The 24,964-nt window shown below is 66.0% G+C and carries 13 protein-coding genes and 1 pseudogene; 8 read left to right on the top strand and 6 right to left on the bottom strand.

Translation table 11 applies throughout. From position 1 onward, the window contains the following. From Q1A06_RS18520 to dctP, 5 genes and pseudogenes are all read left to right on the top strand, one after another. Window positions 1-453, top strand: a pseudogene (locus Q1A06_RS18520) (calcium-binding protein); the annotation flags it as partial. A gap of 165 nt (window positions 454-618) precedes the next feature. Beyond that, window positions 619-2,169: a CAP domain-containing protein gene (locus tag Q1A06_RS18515; RefSeq protein WP_299567076.1), complete on the top strand. Its 1,551-nt coding sequence runs from the start codon at window positions 619-621 to the stop codon at window positions 2,167-2,169. 90 nt (window positions 2,170-2,259) lie between these two features. After that, on the top strand, window positions 2,260-4,173 hold the full coding sequence (locus Q1A06_RS18510; RefSeq protein ID WP_299567074.1) for a matrixin family metalloprotease: 1,914 nt from the start codon (window positions 2,260-2,262) through the stop codon (window positions 4,171-4,173). Between the two features lie 103 nt (window positions 4,174-4,276). Then, window positions 4,277-7,141 carry a Calx-beta domain-containing protein gene (locus Q1A06_RS18505; protein ID WP_299567072.1) on the top strand — a complete coding sequence of 955 codons (2,865 nt, stop codon included), beginning with the start codon at window positions 4,277-4,279 and terminating at the stop codon, window positions 7,139-7,141. A gap of 466 nt (window positions 7,142-7,607) precedes the next feature. Beyond that, complete coding sequence (gene dctP, locus Q1A06_RS18500; RefSeq protein WP_299567070.1) at window positions 7,608-9,677, top strand: TRAP transporter substrate-binding protein DctP; 2,070 nt, start codon at window positions 7,608-7,610, stop codon at window positions 9,675-9,677. Window positions 9,678-9,818: 141 nt separating this feature from the next. On the opposite strand, the gene Q1A06_RS18495 is transcribed toward dctP, so the two are convergent. Then, complete coding sequence (locus Q1A06_RS18495; RefSeq protein ID WP_299567069.1) at window positions 9,819-9,968, bottom strand: hypothetical protein; 150 nt, start codon at window positions 9,966-9,968, stop codon at window positions 9,819-9,821. A gap of 1 nt (window position 9,969) precedes the next feature. Between Q1A06_RS18495 and Q1A06_RS18490 the strand changes: the two genes are divergently transcribed. Then, window positions 9,970-11,823, top strand: coding sequence for a hypothetical protein (locus tag Q1A06_RS18490; protein WP_299567067.1), 1,854 nt, complete (start codon window positions 9,970-9,972; stop codon window positions 11,821-11,823). A gap of 118 nt (window positions 11,824-11,941) precedes the next feature. Here Q1A06_RS18490 and Q1A06_RS18485 read toward each other — a convergent pair whose 3' ends face one another. Further along, complete coding sequence (locus Q1A06_RS18485; protein WP_299567065.1) at window positions 11,942-13,432, bottom strand: M10 family metallopeptidase C-terminal domain-containing protein; 1,491 nt, start codon at window positions 13,430-13,432, stop codon at window positions 11,942-11,944. A 376-nt stretch (window positions 13,433-13,808) separates the two neighbouring features. Between Q1A06_RS18485 and Q1A06_RS18480 the strand changes: the two genes are divergently transcribed. Further along, on the top strand, window positions 13,809-18,626 hold the full coding sequence (locus Q1A06_RS18480) for a hypothetical protein (protein WP_299567063.1): 4,818 nt from the start codon (window positions 13,809-13,811) through the stop codon (window positions 18,624-18,626). 188 nt (window positions 18,627-18,814) lie between these two features. After that, on the top strand, window positions 18,815-21,475 hold the full coding sequence (locus Q1A06_RS18475) for a hypothetical protein (protein ID WP_299567061.1): 2,661 nt from the start codon (window positions 18,815-18,817) through the stop codon (window positions 21,473-21,475). 9 nt (window positions 21,476-21,484) lie between these two features. Here the strand turns inward: Q1A06_RS18475 and Q1A06_RS18470 are convergent, their stop codons facing one another. From Q1A06_RS18470 to Q1A06_RS18455, 4 genes are all read right to left on the bottom strand, one after another. Further along, window positions 21,485-22,276: a manno-octulosonate cytidylyltransferase gene (locus tag Q1A06_RS18470; protein ID WP_299567059.1), complete on the bottom strand. Its 792-nt coding sequence runs from the start codon at window positions 22,274-22,276 to the stop codon at window positions 21,485-21,487. A gap of 1 nt (window position 22,277) precedes the next feature. Beyond that, entirely contained in the window at window positions 22,278-23,255 is a 978-nt protein-coding gene (locus tag Q1A06_RS18465) for a KpsF/GutQ family sugar-phosphate isomerase (protein ID WP_299567057.1), read from the bottom strand. 90 nt (window positions 23,256-23,345) lie between these two features. Further along, a complete protein-coding gene (locus tag Q1A06_RS18460; RefSeq protein WP_299567055.1) occupies window positions 23,346-24,623 on the bottom strand; it encodes a multidrug effflux MFS transporter in 1,278 nt (425 codons plus the stop codon). A 14-nt stretch (window positions 24,624-24,637) separates the two neighbouring features. Beyond that, window positions 24,638-24,898, bottom strand: coding sequence for a hypothetical protein (locus tag Q1A06_RS18455; RefSeq protein WP_299567053.1), 261 nt, complete (start codon window positions 24,896-24,898; stop codon window positions 24,638-24,640). Window positions 24,899-24,964 lie beyond the last annotated feature (66 nt).

The raw sequence follows: 24,964 nt of genomic DNA, 5'->3' as shown, positions 1-24,964 counted from the left end.
GCGGGCGATGATCTGGTCGAGGGCGGATTTGGCGCCGACACCGTGCTGGGCGGGACGGGCAACGATTCCATCACCGGCTCGGGCTTCGGCGATCTGCTGTTCGGCGCGGAGGGCGATGATTTCATCAACGGCGGTTTCGGGTTCGACCGGGTCAATGGCGGCGACGGGGCGGATGAATTCTTTCACCTTGGCGTGGCGGGCCATGGCACCGACTTCATCCAGGACTACGACGGGTCCGAGGGCGATACGCTGGTGTTCGGGAACACGGGCGCGAGTGCGGGGCAGTTCCAGATCAACCTTGCCAACACGCCCGATGCGGGCGACGGCAGTGTCGAGGAAGCCTTTATCATCTACCGGCCCACGGGCCAGATCATGTGGGCGCTGATCGACGGGGCCGCACAGGACGAGATCAACCTCAAGATCGGCGGTGAGATATTTGATCTGATGACGTGAGCGCGTAAATCCGCCGCCGCACGCGACCCTACCGGCAGGCAGCCGCCGAGGGTGCGGATCGACCTTATTTTCGCCGGTTTTGCGATTTATAAACGCTTCGACCGGAAAAGGGGGGGCAGGCCACCGGCCTGCCCCCTCCTTGCGATGAATAGATAGGACAGCGGCATGACGATCGATATCTACAGCACCACGCCACAGGACACTTTGAGCCTGCAGGAATTGCAGCTGTACCAGATGATCATGGACTACCGTGCGGAAAGTGGGCTGCCCGAGGTCCCGCTGTCGGCGGATCTGACGCTGGTGGCGGGGCGCCATACGCTCGACACCAACGAAAACATCTGGGAGGCAGGGGTCGCCTTGCCCGAGGGTGCCAACTTTCACAGCTGGTCGGACGCCTATTACTACGGCGACCACCGCGACCCGTCGGTGATGTGGGACACGCCCGAGCGGCTGGGCACCGATTATCCCGGCTATGGTTTCGAAATCTGGGCAGGCGGATACAGCGACATCGCGGAGGCGCTGGAGGGGTGGAAGAACTCCGACGGTCACAACACGGTCATTGTCAACGAAGGCATCTGGGCCAACGTCGACTGGAACGCCATCGGCATCGGCGTGCTGTCCGACGGGTCGACCGGGGGCGGGGGATTCGGCAACTTCGGGGGTCGGGTCTATAGCGTCTGGTTCGGGCGCGAGGCCGACAACGCGGTGCCGCAGATCCTTGGTACCGATGCGGACGAAGCGATCACCGGCACCGCGTTTTCCGACTGGGTTCTGGCGGGCGCGGGCGACGACACGCTGGCGGGCGGCACGGGAGCGGACACGCTGACGGGGGGTGCGGGCGACGATACGGCCGTGTTCTCGGGCACCTTCGCGCAGGCGGAAATCAGCTTTGACGGGAACGAGATCTACGTGCGCGATGCGGCGCAGGACGGCACGTTGTCGGACACCGACCTGTTGACCGGCATCGAGACCCTGCAATTCGCCGACCGGTCGGTCGCGGCGGACACGCTTTTCGAGGCGGTCGAGACGACCGGCACTCAAGGCAGCGACGTTCTGGAGGGGAGCAGCAGCCACGACCGGATCGACGGCGGTGGCGGCAATGATACGATCAACGGATACGGTGGGGCCGATACGCTGATCGGTGGCGCGGGCGACGATGTGCTGACCGGCGGCACCCTGGAAAACGATCTGCGCGACGTGATCTTCGGCGGTGACGGCAACGACACCATCGACGGCGGCTATGGCAACGACCAGCTGCGCGGGGATGCGGGCGACGACGTGATCGCGGGCGGCTTCGGTGCCGACACCGTGATCGGCGGCACCGGCGACGACAGCCTGACGGGATCGGCCCTGGGCGATCTGCTGTTCGGCTCGGAGGGCGATGATTTCATCAACGGCGGTTTCGGGTTCGACCGGGTCAGCGGCGGCACCGGCGCGGATACGTTCTTTCACCTCGGCGTGTCCGACCATGGTGCGGACTGGATCCAGGATTATGCAAGCGCCGAGGGCGACAGGCTTCTGTTCGGGCGCGCGGCGACGGCGGGGCAGTTCCAGATCAACGCGGCGGCCACGCCGGGCGCGGGGGAGGCGGATGTCGAAGAGGCCTTTGTCATCTACCGCCCCACCGGCCAGATCGTCTGGGCGCTGGTCGACGGCATGGGGCAGGACGCGATCACCGTGCAGGCCGGTGCAGAGGTGTTCGATCTGATGGCATGAGGGGTGTTTTTCCGGTGTCCGGTTGACGGGCCGCTGCGCGGAATGCTTGATGGCGGCCAGTGATCAGGCAACACCCGGAAAACAGACCAGATGAATTTTTTCTTTCGCGACGATGTACCCGTTGCCGGCAACGACGTGCTGTCGCTTACCAAGTCGGAGGCCGCCGAGCGTTGGAACCACGAGGCCAGCCTCGGCACGCCGGTCGTGGTCAGCTACTCCTTTCCCACCCAGGCCGCGCCCTACGACACGCTGTCGGGGGCACAGGACGGGTTCGACGGGTTCACCCCGGCGCACCGCGCCCACGCGCGCACCGCGCTGGAGACATGGGAAGCCGCCTCGGGCATCCGCTTTGTCGAGGTGACCGACAGTGTGGGCGGCGATATCCGCTTCGGCATGATCGACATGACGGGGCGCACCAACGCCACGGGCAATCCGCTGAGCGGGTTTGCCTATTACCCCTCCGATTACGAGTACGGCACCGGCGCGGGCACGCAATACCTGACGCTGCACGACAACATCGGCGGCGATATCTTTCTCAACCGCGACTACTATCTGGAGAACGCGTCGACCATCACGCCGGGCGTGCGCGGCTATTCGATCCTGTTGCACGAGGTCGGCCATGCGCTGGGGCTCAGGCACCCGTTCGAGGGGGAGCCGGTCATCTCGTCCGACCGCGACAACGGCACTTTCACGGTGATGTCCTATGATCGCTCGCGCGGCACCACGCAGCTGGGCACGCTGGACCGCGAGGCGATGGCGCTGTTGTACGGCGCACCCGAGCGCAGCCTCGATGCGGCGTGGGACGGGGCCAGCGCCACGATGCGGATCACCGGCACGGGGGGTTCCGACACGGTGCTGGGCAGTCACCTCGACGATGTGCTGACGGGCGGCGCGGGCGACGACATCCTGTCGGCGGATGCGGGCGACAATATCCTGTCGGGCGGGGCCGGAGACGACCGTTTCGTGACCCGCGCGGGCAGTCATGTCATCGATGGCGGCACCGGCACCGACCGGGTGCTGATTTCGGGCATCTACGATACCGGCCTGTTGTCGGGCGCGCAGGGGCGGTTGATCTACGACGACGGGGGGGACCTGCGCGTCGAGATGACGAATGTGGCCGAGGTCTGGTTCGACACCCGCTGGTACGGTGGCACGCTCGATATCGTATCCACGCGGGATCTGTTCGGCCCGCCGACAGAGGCGCGCCAGGGCAGCGACGCAGATGAGGCGCTGACAGGGACCGATGCCCGCGACAGCATCGACGGCGGCGGCGGCAACGACACGCTGGCGGGCGGGCTGAGCGATGACACGCTCGGCGGGGGCGCGGGCGACGACCGGGTTTCGGGCGATGATGGAGACGACCTGCTGGACGGCGGCGCGGGGGCCGATACCATTGAGGGCGGCACCGGTGTCGATACGCTGATCGGGGGGGCGGGCGACGATATGCTGACCGGTGGGCGCGGCGTGAACGACCTGCGCGACGAGATCTTTGGCGGCGCGGGCAACGACGTCATTGACGGCGGCTATGGCAACGACGCATTGCGCGGCGATGCGGGCGATGACGTGATCGCGGGCGGGTTTGGCGCGGATACCGTGCTGGGCGGTACCGGCGATGACACCCTGACCGGATCGGCACTTGGCGATCAGCTGTTTGGTGGCGACGGCGATGATTTCGTCAACGGCGGCTTCGGGTTCGACCGGGTGAACGGCGGCGGCGGGGCCGACAGTTTCTTCCACCTCGGGGTGGAAAACCACGGCGCCGACTGGATTCAGGATTATGACAGCGGGGACGGCGACACGCTGGTGTTCGGCAATGCGGCGGCCACCCGCGCGCAGTTCCAGATCAACGAGGCCTTCACGCCGGGTGCGGGGGCGGCGGATGTGGCCGACGCCTTCATCATCTACCGCCCCACCGGACAGATCATGTGGGCGCTGGTGGACGGCACGGGACAGGACCAGATCAATCTGAGCATCGGGGGCGAGATCTTCGATCTGACGGTCTGACAGGGACCTTGGAACTGGACTCCGGGCGTTTGTTGAGTAGTATTTAACAATATTTATACGGGCCGGCAGCGGGCCAGCCTGAATTTTTCCGGAGGAAATTATTATGGTCGAAGTCACCCTGTCCAACGCGAGCGTCGAGGAATCCTATAGCGGGACGCTTTCTTTCAACGTGACACTGTCGGAGCCGGCGCTGGATGTCGTGACGATGACATACCGGACCTTCGCAAACGGTACGGCAAATGATTTCGATCTGGATTATGTCACCACCAGCACCCGCAACAACGGCACGTTGACCATCACACCGGGCGAGACGACCGGTACGATCCAGATTCCGATTTCCGACGACAGCACGGATGAATTCGACGAAGCCATCGTGATGGAGCTGGGCAACCTGTCATCCAATGCCGAATTTCAGGGCGGGGAGCAGACGCTGCGCAACTTTGGCATAATCCTGGATCAGGACGGGACCGGCACCAACCTGGCGCTTTTTGTCTCCGATCCGGTGCTGGTGGAGGGCGATCGCGGCACCACCGAGGCGGTTTTCGATATCCAGTTGTCACGTCCGGCCGAGACCGCGTTTGAGCTGCAATACACCACGCGGGATCTCGATGCGACCGCCGGGGAGGATTACACCGCCGCCGTTGGCACCATCGAGGTGCGCCCCGGTCAGAGCGTCGCACAGGTGCGCGTGGCGGTAACGGGCGATACCAGCGTCGAGGCGGCGGAACGCTTTGCGCTGGTGGTCACGCCGCCGTCCAGCCCGATAATGGATGTGACGGGGTCGGTCGGTTATGCCCTGATCCAGGATGACGATTCCTCTCCGGAGCCGGTCGTCAGCATCGAAAGCGTGCCGGTCTACGAGGCCTACAGCACCGAGGTGCGCTTTGACGTGAAGCTGTCGCAGGCCCCTGTCGACAGCGTCAGCATGTCCTTCCGGACCCTGACCGATCAGACCGTGCAGGATGGCGATCTTGATTATCCCATGACATCGAGCCGCACCAACGATGTGCTGACCTTTGCGCCGGGCCAGACCTCTGCCAGCATCTTCATCGGTCTCAGCAACGACAACATCGACGAAACCGACGAAGCCTTCACGCTGGAGCTCTATAATCTGTCCGAGAATGCCAGTTTCAAGGAAGGGACGAGCACGCTCTCGACCCGCGGCATCATTATGGACGATGACGGGGTGGGGCCGAACCTTGCGATGTTCGTGTCCGATCCGGTGTTGATCGAAGCCGACGACGGCACGCAGCAGGCGACGTTCGAGGTGCAGCTGTCGCGTCCGGCGACTTCGGCGTTCACCGTGGAATACACCACCACCGACATCACAGCCACCGCCGGCAGCGATTACACCGCCACCTCCGGCAGTCTGACCTTCGAAGCCGGCGAGGACCGCGCGGCTGTGACCGTCGACGTGTCGGGTGATGTCGTGGCCGAGCAGACCGAGACTTTCGCGCTCAACCTGAGCGCACCCGCCAACATCGCCCTGTCCACCGACGGGCTGAGCGGGGTGGCGACGGTGCTCGACAACGATACCGACGACGGGCCGGTGATCTCCTTTGCCCGCGCCGATGACGTGATGGAGAGCTATTCGGGTTCCCTGCGTTATGTGGTCTCGCTGTCCGAAGCCTCGTCCGAGCCGGTCACGGTGGAATACACCACCTCGCTGGGCTCGGCGCAGGAAAGCGATCTGGATTATGGCGTGACCAGCACCCGCAACAACGGCACGCTCACCTTCGCGCCGGGTGAAACCTCTGCCAGCGTCTACATCGGCATCGGCAACGACAGTATCGACGAGCGTGACGAATCCGTGTTCCTGACCCTCAGCGAGCCGACCGGCGGTGTGCTGGCGGGGGGCGAGGCGCGGCTGACCACGGCCGCCTTCATCCTCGACGACGACGGGCTGGGGCTGAACGTGGCCCTGTCCGGTCCGCCGATTTCCTTTCAGGAGCCCAGCACCGGCAGCCGTCTGGTGGAGGTGCCCGTGTTCCTGTCGGAAGCCTCCGCGACGGAGCTGACCTTTGACGTGGCCGTCAATGGCGGCCTCGCGCGCGCGGGCAGCGATTTCGACCTGCTCGACACCACTGTGACTTTCGCCCCCGGCCAGACCGAAGCCGCCGTGAGCGTGCGTTTGCTGTCGGACGCCGAAAACGAGGGGCTGGAAGGCTTCAACCTCAACTATGCCGCACAGGCCGGATCGACTTTTGCCGGTACCGTACTGGATCAGACGGGGACCCTGCGGAACTATGCCACCGCCACCGAAGGCGATGACCGCATCACCGGCACCGATGCCCCCGAGAACCTCGACGGTCTGGGCGGCAACGACTTCATCAGCGGGGAAGGCGGCAACGATACGCTGCGCGGCTCTGACGGGGTCGATACGATCAACGGCGGTACGGGCGACGATCTGATCTTTGGCGGCGGATCCCGGAACGACCTGCGCGACGTGATTTTCGGCGGGGAGGGCAATGACGTCATTGACGGCGGCTATGGCAACGACGAATTGCGCGGCGATGCGGGTGACGACAATATCGCGGGCGGTTTCGGCGCCGACACGGTTCTGGGCGGCACCGGGGATGACACCCTGACCGGATCGGCGCTTGGCGATCAGCTGTTCGGCGGCGATGGCGACGATTTCGTGAACGGCGGTTTCGGCTATGACCGGGTGAACGGCGGCGGCGGGGCCGACAGCTTTTTCCACCTCGGCGTGGAAGACCACGGCTCCGACTGGATTCAGGACTACAACAGCCGGGACGGCGACACGCTGGTGTTCGGCAATGCGGCGGCCACCCGCGCGCAGTTCCAGATCAACGAGGCCTTCACGCCCGGCGCGGGGGCGGCGGATGTGGCCGACGCCTTCATCATCTACCGCCCCACCGGGCAGATCATGTGGGCGCTGGTCGACGGCACGGGACAGGACCAGATCAATCTGAGCATCGGGGGCGAGATCTTCGATCTGACGGCATAGCATCGCGGCCCGCCTCCCCTGTGGCGGGGGGTGCTGCCCGGTATGGGTGACGGGATCCGGGGCTGGCATGCGCAAGTGTGCCGTCCCTGAACCGGCACCGACGCCCCCGACCGCCACAGGGTTCCCCCCTGCGTCTCCACGCCAGAGGATCTGAACGCGGCCGGCTTTGTCTGGGCGGGAGTGGCACCACAAATAAATACGCCTGCGTATGGTCCCGTCCCGAACCAGACCGAAGCCCGGGACATTCCGCACGACCTCACGCTGCTGGACGGGGGTTCGGAAACAGTTGACAAAAGGAGGGTGCGTGGCCGACCCTTGGCATCGGGCGGACCGGTCACGCGGGCCACCCGTTTTGATATTACCTGTCACGATTTGACCCATATTTATTTTCAGACCGGGTCCGGTTTCATTGCCGTATCGGAAATGACCTGCACCGGACCGATGCAAAGGATTGGAATCGCGCGTCATGACCGTATTGACCCTTGTAACCGACACCAGCACCGACAGCCCATTGGGAGAGGTGATCGAGGCCTGGGCGGAGTCTATCGCCGCCCTGTCGAACGGCGCGCATGAGGTGCGCATCTACACCCCCGGAGAGCTGGTCGGCGCCTTTGAAAGTTTCGATGCCGTGACGACGGGGCAGGTCGATATGGCACTCCTGTCGCCCAGCTATTACACCGGCCAGCTGCCGGGCATGGAGGTGCTGGGCACGGCCTTCAGCGCGCAGGTGGGGCGTACAAGCTCGATCGCGCTGGCGCAGGCGCTGGCCACGGGGGATCCCGTCGAGGATCTGCGGACTTTCGGACTGACGGCGCTGTCGGCGGGCTTTGACGCGCCGCGCGGTTTCTATACCAGCACGTCGGTCAACGCGCCCGAGGATCTGGCCGGGCTGAAGATCCGCGCAGCGGGTTCCATCGCGGCGACGCTGGCCGAAGAGGCCGGCATGGTTCCGGTCAGTATCGCCGGTGCCGAAATCTATGCCGCGTTGCAAACCGGGGTGATCGACGGGGTCTTGCTGAGCGCGTCGGAGGCGCGCGACCTGCAGATCAACACGTTGATGGAAAATCACCTGTTCCTGCCCGAGGGCACGGGGTTTCAGAATCTCTATCGGGCGCTGGTCATCAACGATGACGTGCTGGCCGGGCTGCCCGCCGATCTGCGCACCTTGCTGGATCAGAGCACCGGTGCCACGCTGGCCGCGCAACTGGGCGAGGCGGCGGAGGACGCGCACACCATCGGTCTTGCCGGTTCGGCCCGCCTGCGCAGACTGGAACTGCCCGAGGGCGACGATCTGGCCGCCTGGCAGGCGCTGGCTGCGGCGGAGGTGGCCAGCCTTACCGCGGGTGCGGACGGCGTCGCGCAGGACTGGCACGACGCTTTTTCCGCCGCCGGCGGCGAGGTGCCGGCGATCGAGGACCCCGACGCGCCGGACACGCCCACGGAGCCCGAGCCTCCCGTCGACGACAGTCTGCTGGACAGCGATGGTTTGCTGTACGGGATCGACGTGCCGGTACGGGCCATCTCGTCGACGCCGGTCGTGCTCATCATGCCCGACAATCTGGGGATCACGAGGGCGGCGCAACTGGACGGGGCCACCATCGCCCTGGTGACGGGCTCGCAGCTTGAACTCGACCTGTTCGATTTCTTCCGTAGCAACGGCATCAGCTATGCACCGGTGCCGATCGAGAGTTACGGCGAAGGCTCGCGGCAATTGTTGGCGGGCGCGGCGGACGTCCTGGCGGTGCCGCAGTCGTTTGTGACGGAAACGGAACTGCCCGCGGGCTACAGCGTCCTGCCCGAGGCCATCACCACCGGCGGTGCGGTCGTGCCCGACCCGCAGGAGCCCGAAACGGGCGCTGACAACGTGCTGATCGAGGGCACGCCGCTGGCCGACAGGCTCGACGGCGGGGCGGGCGATGATACGATCAACGGCGGCGACGGATCCGACACGATCGTCGGAGGGGCGGGTGACGACAGCCTGTCCGGCGGCACCGGCGTGAACGATCTGCGCGACAACATCTTCGGCGGCGATGGCGACGACACCCTCGACGGCGGCTACGGCAACGACAGCCTGCGCGGCGATGCGGGCGACGACGTGATCGCGGGCGGCTTCGGGGCCGACACGGTGCTGGGCGGCGACGGCGATGACACGCTGACCGGATCGGCACTTGGCGATCTGCTGTTCGGCGGTGACGGCGATGATTTCATCAACGGCGGTTTCGGCTATGACCGGGTGAACGGTGGCGCGGGCGCGGATGCGTTTTTCCATATCGGCGTGTTCAATCACGGCTCGGACTGGATCCAGGATTATGCGGGCGGCGACGGCGACACGCTGGTGTTCGGGCGCGCGGATGCCACCCGCGCGCAGTTCCAGATCAATATCGCCACGACGCCGGGCGCGGGCGACGCGGACGTCGACGAGGCCTTCGTCATCTACCGCCCCACCGGCCAGATCGTCTGGGCGCTGGTCGATGGCGCGGGGCAGGATGAAATCAATCTGTCGCTGGGGGGCGAGACTTTCGATCTGATGGCCTGATCTGTCGCCGGAACAAGGACACGCGATGTGGGGGGGCGCCCCTTTTTCGCGGTGCAGAGACTGGACGCAGGGGATTTTGCTTTCATCATCGGAGGCGCGCGATCTGTTTTGACAGATGAATTAGCCGGCGAACCGACCGCGTCAGCCCGATTTGATCCCGGACGCGCGCGCGTCATACCCGTCCGCCGCCCCAAAGTGCAGATTGCCCGGACCGTGCAAACCGGGGACGTGGCCGCCGATCCGGCGGGGTAGGGGCGCAGCCTGCGCGCATTTGAAAGAGAGGAAACCCATTATGACCCTGAACGTATTTCCCTGGGCTACGTTGCCCGACCAAAGCCCTTTCGCCGAAAGGTTTACCTTGTCTGCGGACGGCGATACCGCCGTGATGCTGCTCAACCAGCAGGCGGGCACGGACGAGCGTCTCGTCTCTTACAGCTTCGAGACGGGGCGGTTCGGCTTTCTTGCGCCCGCCTTTGATATCCGGGCGAATTTCAACACCAATTTCCGACAGGCGGTGTCTGACGATGCCACGCGCGTGGCGCTGGTGACGCCGGAGGCGCTGGTGGCGACGGACATCGATAACCAGCGCGATGTCTACATCCTGGATGTGGCCACGGGCGGGTTCACATTGGTGGAGCCTGAAGGGCTGGCGCGCAACACCACGGTCGAGGTCGGGGCGCTGTCGGGGGACGGCGGCACCGTCGCCTTGTTGGTGAGCAAGAGCGGGGATCATTATAGCGGCGCCGTTCTGGCGGATCCAGGATCGGACGCGCAGACGGATCTGGGCGCGCTGGCGGTTGCGGCCGGGATCGACGGGGCCGACCGCATCCAGTCTGTGACGTTGTCGGACGACGGCGCGCTCGCGGCGTTCCGGCTGAATAACGACACCCAGTTGATCTATGACGGGACCACCGGCACTTTGCGCAATCTTGACGACATCGCCTCGGGGTTCGAGTTTGGATCGGGCCAGCAGATTGTTCTGTCGGGGGACGGGCGCTACGTTTTCTTCCACACCAACAATGCGTTTAGCGACCGGGCCGCCGGTCTGGTGCGGGTGACGCTGGCGGACGGCACGGTCGATTACGTGTTCGAGGCCAATACCGCCCAGCCGCTGTTTTCGGTCACGGACGACGGGCGCTATGTGGCGTTCCAGACCTTTGCAGGCGATCTGGTGGCGCAGGATCCCGGTGATGACGGCACGAGGGAGAACGATATTTTCGTGGCCGACATGGACACCTCCGAGATCACCCTTCTGGGCCGCGACGACGGCGGCTTTGCCGCGCGGTTCAACGGGGCCGATCCGCTGATCTCGGACGACGGCACGCGGCTTTTGACCTTTGCCAACCTTGCCGACACGCTGGATTTCCGCAGCCCCGACTATGGCAACGTCTACTGGCTGGAGGGCTACGGCAACTGGCTGCCCGCCATCGAGGGCACCGGCGGTCCCGACCGGCTGACGGGAACGGCAGGCGATGATTTCATGCGCGGTTTGGGCGGGGACGATACGCTTTCCGGTCTGGCCGGTGACGACACCATCGACGGCGGCGACGGCACCGACAACCTGATCGGCGGGGCGGGCAATGACAGCATCACCGGCGGTGTCTCCGAGAACGATCTGCGCGACAACATCTTTGGCGGGGATGGCAACGACACGATCCGCGGCGGTTACGGCAACGACAACGTGCGCGGCGATGCGGGCGATGATCTGGTCGAGGGCGGATTTGGCGCCGACACCGTGCTGGGCGGGACGGGCAACGATTCCATCACCGGCTCGGGCTTCGGCGATCTGCTCTTTGGCGCGGAGGGCGATGATTTCATCAACGGCGGCTTCGGGTTCGACCGGGTCAATGGCGGCGACGGGGCGGATGAATTCTTTCACCTCGGGGTGGCGGGCCATGGCACCGACTTCATCCAGGACTACGACGGGTCCGAGGGCGATACGCTGGTGTTCGGGAACACGGGCGCGAGTGCGGGGCAGTTCCAGATCAACCTTGCCAATACGCCCGATGCGGGCGACGGCAGTGTGGAGGAAGCCTTTATCATCTACCGGCCCACGGGCCAGATCATGTGGGCGCTGATCGACGGGGCCGCGCAGGACGAGATCAACCTGCAGATCGGTGGCGAGACATTTGATCTGATGGCCTGAGCTGTTCACCAAGGTGGAAGCTGTCGACATCCAACCCACTGGCCCCGCCCCGCGCCCAGTGTCGTGCCAACGGTGGCCTTCGGGCTATCCCCCTTTCGCGGGAGGGGGGTACCGGGCGTCAGAAGATGAAATCCTCCTGACCCAAATCGTCTGCGTCGATGCGGTTGCCGTCGGCGCTGTAGAGCCGCAGTGCCTCGTCGCGGAATTCGATCACCGCGCCGTTGTTGCGCCCGCCGATGTCCAGCGCCGAGATGTGATAGAGCAGGCCCCAGTCCGACAGGTCGATGCGGTCCACGCCGAGTTCGAAATCGTCGATCCGGTCGGCGCTGCCGTCGGCGGTGAAGGCAAAGACATCCGCGCCCGCGCCCCCGATTAGGCGGTCCGCACCAGTGCCCGCGTGGAGCACGTCATCGCCCGCCCCGCCGTTGAGGGTGTCGTTGCCGCGCGCCCCCAGTAACATATCGTGGCCCGCCGTGCCGCTGCGGCTGTCGGCGCCGTTGCTGCCTGACCAGCGGGTGCCCAGATCGGCCAGCGACAGGCTCAGCTGTGCCAGCCCGCCGTCCCCCGCGCCCGCCAGAAACACCTGCACCTCGCCGCCGCTGACGCGGGCGGTTATTTCGGTGATGGTGCCGATGTCCCAGTCGTTTGTCTGCACCGCGTTGAGGTGGTGGAAGAAGGTGCCGCCGGGCAACAGCTCGAACATCGAGATGCCGCCGTCGGTGCCGCCCACGATCACAAAATCGCGGCCCTGCGCGGCGAAGGTCTCGACCGCGTTCACCCCGGCAAAGCGGCTTTCGCGGTCGTCGATCTCGATCTCGGAGACGAAGAACACACCCGCCGGATTGATCCGCACCGCCGCCAGCGTGCCGCTTTGCGCGCCCACACCGATCAGGTAGGTCTGCCCGCCCATTTCGATGGCCGTCAGATCCACGAGGCCGGTGGACCACAGCCCGTCGCGGGTGCCGATGCTGTCGACCACGCTCAGATCGCCGTTCGCGCTGACGCGGTGGCTGGTCATGCCGTTCTCGTGGGCGGAGGCGGTGACGATGTAATGGGTGCCGCCGACCTCGACCGTCACCGTATCGGAGACATGGGCGCTGTGGGTCTTGGCGGTGTCGCTCACCTGGTCGGTGCGGGTCGCGCGCGCGTTGTCGCCCAGCCGGTAGAGGCTGATGCCGTCGCGGTCGGCATCCACACCGACCAGCCAGTTCCGCCCGTTCATCTCGAAGGCGTTCATCTGCGTCGCCTCCACCGCCGTACCGTTCTCGAGGCGCAGGAATGATGGCGTGGCCAGCCGGCCCGCGCCGTCCATTTCCTGCAGGGTGACGCGCGCGCTCATCCGATCAAAGCCCACCAGGGTCTCGTGGCCGCCCATCTCGACGCACAGGCCCCCCGACAGCGGCACACCGGCACCGTCCTGCGCGCTCCAGCTTATGTCGCGCACGGTGAACGCGCCTTGCAGGCCGATGCGGGTCACCGCCCCGCTCGCGGAGGACCCCGCGATCAGCCATTCCTCACCGTTGACCGTGAACATCTCCAACAACGACAACCCCGTCAGACTGTAGTCTTCCGGTGCCGCGAGAAACCCCGTCAGCCGAAACCCGTCCATGCCGTATCCCCCAAAGATACGCCCCCACGGACACAGATGGGGGAGGGCTGCGGCCTGTGCAGGCGCAGGATTGCGGCGCTTTGGCGGCTCTTGCCTTCAATGCGCACCAGCTTTGCATCAAATGCTGCGCGCTTTTGCGCCGGATCCGCGAATCCCTTCGGGAGCCGGCGGGAAGCCGCCCCCGGTGAGTCCCTGTGACAACAGTTTTCGCTCAGCGTTTCCGAAGGGATAGGGGAATTTTCATGATTTCGGTATACCGCCACAAAAGCACCATAAATGCGGCCAGAAATTGGTCTTTGTATCGGCGTAGCAATTTCACCCTCGGTCGGGCGGCGCAGAACAGGCGCCCGAAAAAAGACAGCGACAGGAAAAATTCATGGTTACCAGAAACGGCACGGCTTCGAACGACACGATTGTCGGAAACAATGGCACGAATGACGTTCTCAACGGGCTGGGCGGCAATGACCTGCTCAACGGGCTGGGCGGATCGGATGCCCTGAACGGCGGTGCGGGCAACGACACGCTGGTGGGTGGTGTCGGCGCGGATACGCTCGACGGCGGTGCCGGTTTCGACGAGGTGGCCTATGACCGCGACGGCGGGACGGGCGGCGTGTCTGTCAACCTCGAAACCGGTGCCGTGCGCGATACCTTCGGCAATCCCGACCTGCTGTCCAACATCGAAGTCGTCTATGGATCGGCGCAGGCGGATGTCATCACCGGACGCGCCGGGGCGGGCGATCTGCTCTACGGGCGCGGGGGCAACGACGTGATCAACAGCGGCGGCGGCGACGACACGCTGGTCGGCGGTGGCGGCAATGACACGCTCGACGGCGGCAGCGGGGTCGACCAGGTCGCCTATTTCCGCGAAACCGGCACACGCGGCGTGACGGTCAACCTCGCCGAGGGGACCGCGACCGATACCTTCGGCAATTCCGACCGGGTGCTCAATGTCGAACATGTCATCGGCACCGACAGCGACGACCGGATCATCGGCTCCAACCGGCTTGCCGGCGACCGTCTGTTCGGGCGCGACGGCGACGACTATCTCGACGGGCTCGACGGCGACAACCTGATCTTTACCGGCAACGGCAACGACACCGTGCGCATCGGCACCACAATGGAGGACGCCCGCGACACCGTCGTGATCGACGGGCGCGGCACCAAGACGATCACCGGCACCGGGTCCGAGGGCACGCGCTATGCCCACCACATCGTGTTCCGCACCGATAGTGCGGTGACCGTCAACCTCGCCACCGGCATCGCGACATCGGACGGCATGCGCACCGACTTCAGCGGCGGGCTGCATTTTCTCGAACTCAACGGCTCGGCCTACGACGACACGCTGATCGGCGGTAACCTGCGCCACCAGGAGCTGGAATGGTTCGTCGGCTTTCAGGGCAACGACACCATCAACGGCGCCACCGGCAGCGGCGATACGGTCGTCTACAACGCCGAAGTTACGATCGGGCAGCTCAACTACGAGACCGGCCAGATCGAACGCGGCACCCAGGGCGTCGTCGTCAACCTCGCCACCGGCGTGGCCACCGACAGCTTCGGCGACCGTGATACGCTGATCAACATCGACCAGGTTCACGGCACCATCTTCAACGACAACATCACCGGCAGCGCCGAGGACAACGATTTCTGGGCCCTGACGGGGGCCGACACCATCGATGGCGGCGCGGGCGAGGATTTCATGCATTACGGCGAGGATCTGCTTGTCGATGGCGGAGAGATGGGCATCGAGGCGGATCTGGCCACGGGCGTGATCATCGACAGCTTCGGCGACCGTGACACGGTGCGCAACATCGAAGGGGTATTCGGCACCGAGCGCGCCGACGTGATGCGCGGCAACGCGGGCGAAAACTGGCTGGTCGGTGAAGAGGGCAACGACACGCTCAGCGGCGCGGGCGGTGACGACATCCTGCTGGGCGGCGACGGCAACGACGTCCTGAACGGGCAAAGCGGCGACGACGAGATCTGGGGCGGCACGGGCAACGACACGATCGACGGTGGCACCGGACAGGACGTGGCGCGCTATCTCGAGGCGACGGGTGCTGTCACGGCCAATCTGGCCACCGGCGTGGTGCGCGACGGCTACGGCAGCACCGACACACTGCGCAACGTCGAGGACCTGCATGCGTCGGCCAATTCCGACAACATCGTCGGCTCGACCGGGGACAACCGCCTGTTCGGGTATGGCGGCAACGACACGATCAACGGCTCGGGGGGCGACGACGTCATTTTGGGCGGCGAGGGGCGCGACAGCCTTGTGGGCGGTGCGGGCGACGACGAGATCTGGGGCGAGGCGGGTGCCGACACCATCGACGGCGGCACCGGATCCGACATCCTGCGCTACCGCGAGGACGCGCGCGGTGTGACCGTCAATCTGGGCGCGGGCACTGCGATCGACGGATCGGGCGCGGACGACACGCTGCGCAACATCGAGAACGTGCACGGGTCGGACCACGATGACGACATCACGGGCGACACCGGCGCCAACCGCCTGTTCGGCTATGCGGGTAACGACGACATCACCGGCGACGGCGGTGCGGACGTCATTCTAGGCGGCACCGGCAACGACAGCCTGACCGGGGGCAGCGGCAACGACCAGCTGTGGGGCGAAGTGGGCACCGACACGCTCGACGGGGGATCGGGTAGCGGCGACATGGTGCGCTATCTCAACTCCACCTCCGGCGTGACGGTCGATCTGGCCACCGGTACGGCGTCTGACGGGCTGGGCTATTTCGATACGCTGCGCAACATCGAATACGCGCACGGCTCCGATCACGACGACATGCTGCGCGGCAACGCGCAGGCCAACCAGCTGTTCGGCTTTGACGGCAATGACACGATGCTGGGCGGCGAGGCGGACGGGGACACCCTGTCCGGCGGTGCCGGCGGCGACACCTATATCTACCGCGCCGGGGACGGGCGGGATTCGATCAACGATCTGGGTGCTACCACCGGCGGCACCGATACGGTGATCGTCGAAGGCTATCTGGTCGAGAATATGAGCGTCTCCGAGCGCGGTGCCGATGAGATGGTTCTGGACTTCGGGAATGCCGACAACGGGCGCGACGTGCTGGCGCTGGTCAATTCGTACTCCGGCTCCGACGCCGGCGCGATCGAGCGGGTGCAGTTCGCTGACGGCGCGACATTCACCATGGCGCAGTTGCGCGCGCGCGTGGACGAAGCGCGGGTCGAAAAGGACAACGCGCCGAGCGGCGAGGCGGACGTGCTGAGCGTGGCTTCTGGCACGACCGTTCTGAACGGATTGGCCGGCAGCGACATCATCACCGGGCGCGAGAGCGATGACAGCCTGTCGGGCGGATCGGGCAACGACACGATCAAGGGCAACGCCGGCGACGACACGATTTCGGGCGGCACCGGCGACGACGACCTGACGGGCGGCGAGGGGGCGGACCGTTTTGTGCTGTCCGCGCGGATGGGCGACGATACCGTGCGTGATTTCGAATTCGGCACTGACGGTCTGGATGTGTCCGGGCTGAGCGCCGCGCAGATCGCGGGGATCACCACCACCCGGGTAAGCGGCGGCCAGCAGGTCACGCTGGAGGACGGCGGCAGCATCCTGTTGCAAGGCGATATCGGCGCGGGCGCGGACCGCGTCGTCATTTCCGGTGCGGCGACGGAGGATTCGACGCTGACGGCGACGCTCACGGGGGCCACCGGTCTGTACGGTGCGGACCCGTCCGATGTCAGTTACCAGTGGCAGCGCGACGGCCGATCGATCAGTGGCGCCACCGGAGAGACCTATGTGCTGACCCAGGCCGACACCGGCGCGGAAATCACCGTACGCGTGGCCTATGACGGCAACGCGCTGACCAGCCAGCCGACCGATGCGGTCGAGAACCTCAACGACGCACCCCTGGGCGCACTGGCGGTCAGCGGCACACCGACCGAAGACGAGACGCTGTCGGTCAGCACCGCCGGCATCACGGACGAGGACGGGCTGGGCACGTTCAGCTATCACTGGGTGCGCGGCGGCCAGTCGATCCAGAACGCGACGGGATCGGAATACACCCTGACGCAGCAGGATGTGAACAACTTCGTCACGGTCGAAGTCACCTATACCGACGGGGCGGGCAACGTCGAGAAACTGGTATCGACCCAGTCCGGCCCGGTCGCCAACGTCAACGACCCCGTCAGCGGCAACCTGATCCTGGGCGGCGGTCTGATGCTGGGCGAGACGCTGACGCTCGATCCCGCGATTTCCGACGACGACGGTGTCGGGCCGCTGTCCTACCAGTGGCAGCGCGACGGCGAGGACATCGCGGGCGCGACCGGAACCCGCTATACGCTGACGGAAGCGGACATCGAAAAGGCACTGTCGGTGCGCGGCACCTTCACCGATGGCTTCGGCAACGTGGAGACGGTGGAATCTGTCGCGGTTGAGCTGCCCCGCGGCGCGACACCCGCCGAAGTCGTTGATCCCATCGACAACGGCCTGAGGCTGTTCGGCGACGCGGGCAACAACACCCTGCGCGGCGGTGCCAGCGATGACTTCCTCAACGGCGCAGCAGGCAACGACCGGCTGTTGGGCGAGGGCGGCAACGATACGCTGGCGGGCGGCGACGGTGCCGATACGCTCAACGGCGGGGACGGCAACGACGAAATCACCGGTGGCGCCTCCGCAGGCGATCTGCGGGACGTGATCTATGGCGGCAACGGCAACGACGAGATCGACGCGGGCTACGGCAACGACGAGATCTTTGGCGGCAACGGCAACGACACGATGGCGGGCGGCTTTGGTGCCGACACCGTCCAGGGGCAGGCTGGCGACGATGTGCTGACCGGTGCGGCCCTCGGCGATCTGCTGTTCGGCGGCGATGGCGACGATTTCATCAACGGCGGCTTCGGCTTTGACCGCGTCAACGGCGGCGCAGGCGCGGATGATTTCTTCCACCTCGGTGTCGAGAACCACGGCGCGGACTGGATCCAGGATTACGATGCCGCCGAGGGCGACACGTTGGTGTTCGGGCGTGGCGATGTCGCGGCGAGCCAGTTCCAGATCAACATCGCCACCACGCAGGGCGCGGGGGGGCCGGGCATCGACGAGGCCTTCGTCATCTTCCGCCCCACCGGCCAGATCCTGTGGGCGCTGGTCGACGGCGCGGGTCAGGACGAGATCAACCTGCAAATCGGCTCCGAGGTCTTCGACCTGACGGCCTGAACCGACAAAGGGCCAGAATTCACCCGGTTCTGGCCCTTAATTCACCCCGTTTCAGAGGTTGAATAAACTTCTGCGAGATCCTTTCCCGCCCACGGCGCCAAAGGATCGACGGGTGTCCCGGCACGTGCTGGACGGGGGCATTTGCGCGCCCTTCGTTGTTTTCCAGCATGTGTGAGGAGACCCGCTGCATGAGCTTCAGCATCGCCTTCGATTATCGGTTTGACCCCACGGGGTTCTACGATGATCCGGCCGTGCGTGCGGTCATGGACCGCGCCGCCGAGATCTGGTCGGGCCTCATCGAGGACGACTTCGACGAGGTGCGCGCCGGCACCACGTTCAGCATCGCCAACCCCTCTGTTTCGGGCCAGCGCGAGACGATCACCCTCGACGAAGACATCGACGACCTGCTGATATTCGCGGGCGCACGCGACATCTCCGCGCTGGGGCGCGGCGGCTTTGCGGGCACCGATGCCGAGGGCGACGTGCTTCGCAGCCGCATCAGCGATGACTTCAGGAACGGCGGACCGGTCACCGATTTCGAACCCTGGGCCGGGGTCGTGGTGCTCGATCTGCGCTATGACTGGAGCTATGATCTGGATGGGCCGGTGGCCGGCAAGAACGATCTGCTGACCACGGTATTGCATGAAATCGGGCATATTCTGGGCATCGGGACGGCGCCCGCCTTCGACGCGCTGGTGGTTGATCATGCCTTTACGGGTGTCAATGCCGTGGCCGCGAACGGTGGTACGGACGTGCCGCTCGAAGAGGATCACGGCCATGTGCAGAACGGGCACGATGGGGGCGAGGTGTTGCTCGATCCGGTCACCATGACGGGCACGCGCAAGCTGCCCGGCGCGCTCGATCTCGCGATGCTGGCCGACATCGGCTACGAGATCGCGGGGTACACCGCCCAGGGCAGCACACCGCCCCTCGCCACGATGGGCGAGGAGACGGTGTTCGGCACCCTGCTCGATGATCTGATCGAGGGGCTGGCGGGCGACGACCAGCTTCAGGGCGATTTGGGCGACGACACGCTGCTGGGTGGGGAGGGCGACGATACCGCGTTCGGACAGGAGGGCGACGACTGGCTGGAGGGTGGTCCCGGTGCCGACCAGCTTCAGGGCAATGCGGGACACGACACGCTGCTGGGCAGCGCGGGCAGCGATACGCTTTTCGGGCAGGACGGCAATGATTTCATCCGCGGCGGTCCGGGCGATGATTTTCTTTTGGGCGACACGGGCGACGATACCCTGCGCGGGGGTCTGGGCGACGATTCCATCCGCACCGGCGATGGATCGGACCGGGTGGTAATCGAGCCCGGCATGGGCAGCGACACCGTCTATGATTTCACCTTCGGGCGCGACACGCTCGACATTGCCGCGCTTAGCGCGGAGGCGCGCGCAGGCATGACGATCACCGGCAGCGACACGTTCAAACACATTCGTTTCGCCGATGGCGAGGAGATCTATCTGCAAGGCACCATTGCGGACACCGACGCCGGCGTCACGCTCGCCGGTGCGGCGGTGCAGAACGCGACCCTCACCGCCACATTTACCGGTGCGATGGATCTGTTCGGCACGCCCTCGACGCAGGCGCAAGCCTACAGCTGGCTGCGCGACGGTGTGGCAATCGACGGCGCCACCGGCAGCACCTACACGCTGGGACAGGCGGATGTAGGCGCACAGATCGCGGTCAGCGCGCAGTACACCGGCAGTGCCGGCATCACCCGCATCACCACCACCGCGACCGCGCCGGTGCAGAACGTCAACGACCTGCCCACCGGTGCCGTGCTTCTGGTGGGAACGGCCCGCCCCGGCGGCGCGCTCGAAGCAGTCACCACGACGCTCGACGATGCCGACGGGTTGGGCAGCTTTGACTATCAATGGCTGCGCGACGGCACCGCCATCGCGGGGGCCACCGGCGCGCGCTATACCGTCGCCGCACCCGATGCCGATGCGGCCATCGCCGTCACCGTCCGCTATACCGACGGGCAGGGCACGCAAGAGAGCCTGACCAGCGCGGCCCGCATCGCGGTGCAGGACACGGCTGCGGATCCGCCCGGACCTGACACACCCGTGACGCAGAGTGAGGATCTCGATTCATCCGACGGACAGTCCATTCCGCCTCCCGACGAAGATCCGCCGGATCCAGAACCGGACATAGACCCGTCTGCAGCACTGCTGCTGACGGGGGATGCGGAAGACAACCGGCTGGAAGGCGGCGATCTGGGCGATACCCTCCACGGCGGTGGGGGCCGTGATACGCTGATCGGCGGCGCGGGCGACGACGTTCTCACCGGCGGTGAGGGGGCGGGGGATCTGCGCGATGTGATCTATGGCGGTGACGGCGACGACACCATCGATGGTAGCCACGGCAACGACGAGCTGCGCGGCGACGCGGGCGACGACGTGATCGCGGGCGGCTTTGGCGCGGATCTGGTGATCGGGGGCGCGGGCGACGACACGCTGACGGGCGCGGCGCTTGGCGACACGCTGTTTGGCGGCGGTGGCGATGATTTCATCAACGGCGGCTTCGGGTTCGACCAGATCAACGGCGGCGCGGGCGCGGACAGTTTCTTTCATTTGGGCATTTCGGATCACGGGGCCGACTGGATCCAGGATTATCTTGCGGCGGACGGCGATACGCTGGTGTTCGGCAACGCCCGCGCCACGGCGGCGCAGTTCCAGATCAACAGCGCCTTCACCCCCGGCGCGGGGGACGCGGATGTGGCCGAGGCCTTCGTCATCTACAAACCCACCGGGCAGATCCTCTGGGCGCTGGTCGACGGCATGGCACAGGACGAGATCGGCCTGACAATCGACGGTACGCTCTACGATCTGTCGGGATAGGCGCGAAGCTTAGGTCATCTCCCGCAATGCCGTCTCGATCCGTGCCACGTCGGTGGGGTTGTTAAGCTCCCAGAACACACGACCGCGCGCGTCGACCTCGACGCAGCGCACCGGCAGGCCCGCGTGCAGGAACCGCAGCTGCTCCAGCCCTTCGAGGGTTTCGAGCGGGCAAACAGGATGGGCGACATAGGCCGACAGCGCGGCAGGGCGGTAGCCGTAGACACCGACGTGGTGGAACACCGGGATTGGCTCTGCCACCTTGCCCGGATCAATGTAGGGCAGCACCTCTTTCGAGAAATAGAGCGCGTTCATGGCCGCGTCGAAAACGGCGGTGGTGCCGCCGACGCGGCCCTGCGCGCGGTCGTCCTTCAGCGCGTCATAGGTGGCGCGGTCGCAGCGCAGCACGGGCGTGGCCATGCCGATGCTGTCGTCGGCGCGCATGGCCTCGATCAACGCCTCGACGAACCACGGCGGCGTCAGCGGCGCGTCGCCCTGAAAGTTGATCACCAGATCGGCATCGATGTCCGCGCGCGCAAAGGCCTGCGCCACCCGCGCGGTGCCGTTCTCGCAGGCCGCATCGGTCATCACCACATCCGCGCCGAAACCGCGCGCGGCGTCCGCGATCCGGTCGTCGTCGGTGGCCACATAGACGGCATCGACTCCGCGAATGGCGCGCGCCGCCTCCCAGCTCATCTCGATCAGGGTTTTTTCGCTGCCGTCCTTTTGGCGCAGCGCCACCAGCGGTTTGCCGGGATAGCGGGTCGAGGCATAGCGCGCGGGAATGAAGATCACGGTTTTCATGTCAGCCTACTCCGGCTCTGAGCAAATCATGGATGTGCAGCACACCCAGCGGGCGCGCGTCTGCGTCGGCAACCAGAAGCACGTTGAGCTTGCGCGCGTTCAAAAGCGCCAGCGCCTCGGGGGCCAGCATATCGGGCGGCACGGTCAGCGGATCGCGGGTGGCGATGTCGATGGCGCGCCGGCCCATCAACCCTTCCATGTTGCGCCGCAAGTCGCCGTCGGTGATCACGCCCGCGATGCGCCCGTCCGACACCAGCACCCCGATGCCGAAGCTTTTCGAGGTCATCTCGAGCAGGGTATCTTCCATCGTGGCGTCGGCGGGCAGCAGCGGCATCTCGCTCCCGCCGTGCATCAGGTCGGACACGCGGCGCATCTGCGCGCCCAGCTTGCCGCCCGGATGGAACACGCCGTAATCCTCGGCGACGAAACCGCGCTGTTCCATCAGCGCCACGGCCAGCGCATCGCCCAACGCCAGCGTCAGCGTGGTCGAGGTGGTGGGGGCCATGCCGATGGCGCAGGCTTCGGGCGCCTTTGGCAGGGTAAGGCGAAAATCGGCTGCCTTCATCAGGGTGCTGTCGGGGTTCGACGAGATGCCGATCATCGGGATCGAGAACCGCTGCGTGTGATAAACCAGATCGCGCAGCTCCGCCGTCTCGCCGGAATTGGAGATCAGGATGCACACGTCCGCGCGCCCCACCATGCCCAGATCGCCGTGGCTCGCTTCGGCGCCGTGGACGAAATAGGCGGGCGTGCCGGTAGAGGCGAGGGTGGCCGCGATCTTGTGGCCGATGTGGCCCGATTTGCCGATGCCCGATACGATCACCCGGCCCGGGCTGGCCAGAATGGCCGCCACGGCGGGCGCGAAATCGGGCGGCAGGTCGCGTTCCAGCAGGCTCAGCGCGTCGGCCTCGATGCGCAGCACGCGGCGCGCGGCGGCAAGGCTGAGGCTTGGATCTGGATTATCAGGTGTCCGGGACATGAAGGCTCCTTCGAGGTGCGCCCTGCGCAGATAGCGCGCCCGACGTCAAAGTACCAGATACGGGCGACAGGGAAGGGGGACGGCGCGCGGCTACGGGACGTTCTTCATCGCCGGCGTGGGGGCGATCACGGTTCGCGCGGTGCGCGGGCCCGGTGCGGCTGCGGCACAGGACTGGGCGGCAGGGACCGGGGCGGCAGGCCCGTCATCCCTGATCCGCAGGTGCAGAAGATAGGACAGGCACGCGCCAAGCCCCATCATCGGGATGAACACCGCCATCGCGACCAGCGTGTCGCCGACCAACGCGCCGAGGCTGCCCATGAGCAAGCCCGCGCCCATCTGGAAAAAGCCCATCAGGGCGGCGGCGGCACCGGCAGTCCGGGTGAAGGGGGCCAGGGCGGCGGTGGACATCGCGGGCATCACGAAGGCGATGCCGCAGGCATAGATCGCGACCGGCACCATGACGTGCGCAAAGCTGGGCGGCCACAGCAAAAGCGACGCGGTTCCGAGCGACCCCAGAAGGATGGTCGCCAGCCCCGGCGCCACCAGCCGGTCCGCGCCGACGCGGATGATCAAGCTGCGCACCGCCAGTGATGCGGCGAAAAAGCTGCCCGACTGCGCCAGCATGGCAAGGCCGAACTGCTGCGGGCTCAGCCCCAGACCGTTCATCAGGATGAAGGGCAGGAAGGTCGCCTGTGCATAGATCGCGCCGAGCGCACCGGCGATCACCCCCGTGGCGGTCAGGAAATGCCCGTTCGACAGGACGTCGCGGTAGCTGCCGGCCAGCGCGCGCACGTTCAGGCGCCTGCGGTCGGCGATCACGGTTTCGGACATGGCGAAATACACGACCGCGATCACCCCGATCCCGAGCAAGAGCATCGTGACGAACAGCGCGCGCCAGCCGAAGACCCACAGCACCAGACCCCCCAGCGTTGGCGCAAAGGCCGGCCCGAGCGCCAGCACGATGCCGATCAGGTTCATGATCCGCGAGGATTGGTCGCGGGTGAACAGATCGCGCACCAGTGCGCGCGATGTGGCGACCCCGACGGAGGCCCCGGCCCCCTGGATGAAGCGCGCGAAGATCAGCACACCGACGGTCGGCGCGAAGAGGGCCAGCAGGCTGCCGGCGCAATAGAGCAGCATGAAGGCGATCGTGACGGGGCGCCGCCCCAACACGTCCGACAGCGGCCCCGCCAGAAGCTGTGCAAAGGCGAAGCCGCCGAAATAAAGCGTCAGCGTCATCTTCACGACCGCCTGCGTAGAGCCGAAAGCGGTCACGATGTCTGTCATCGCAGGGGTATAGAGCGCCATCGACACCGGTCCGATGGCCACCAGCATCGCGCCCAGAAGGCTGACGCGGCGCTCTGACATGATCGGGCGAGGGGTCATGCGGGCGAGGTTTCCGGTGGGGTCTGGCGCGCGTAGCCCGGATTGGTGCGCAGGGTGAGAGCGATGCGGCGAAACGCCTCCCGGTGGGCCAGCCTCACGCCTCCCATCGCCGTCATGCGCCCCCTCTGGCCGGCCTGCGCCACCAAGGAAAGCGGCGCCGCGCCCGCTCCTTCGATCTGGCGAGCGATAGTCTTGCGCAGCAGGCGCGCGGTGTCGGTGATCAGAAAGCCGAGGCTGTTCTTTTCGATCTGGGCCATGGGGATCTCGTTGATTGGTATGAAAGCCCTAATCTAAGGTCATCATGCCAATTTCAAGGGATCCGG

This window comes from uncultured Sulfitobacter sp., from assembly GCF_947497275.1.
Lineage (GTDB): Bacteria > Pseudomonadota > Alphaproteobacteria > Rhodobacterales > Rhodobacteraceae > Sulfitobacter.
The sequence above is the reverse complement of the archived record's forward strand: the minus strand, read 5'-3'. Positions and strand labels throughout refer to the sequence as shown.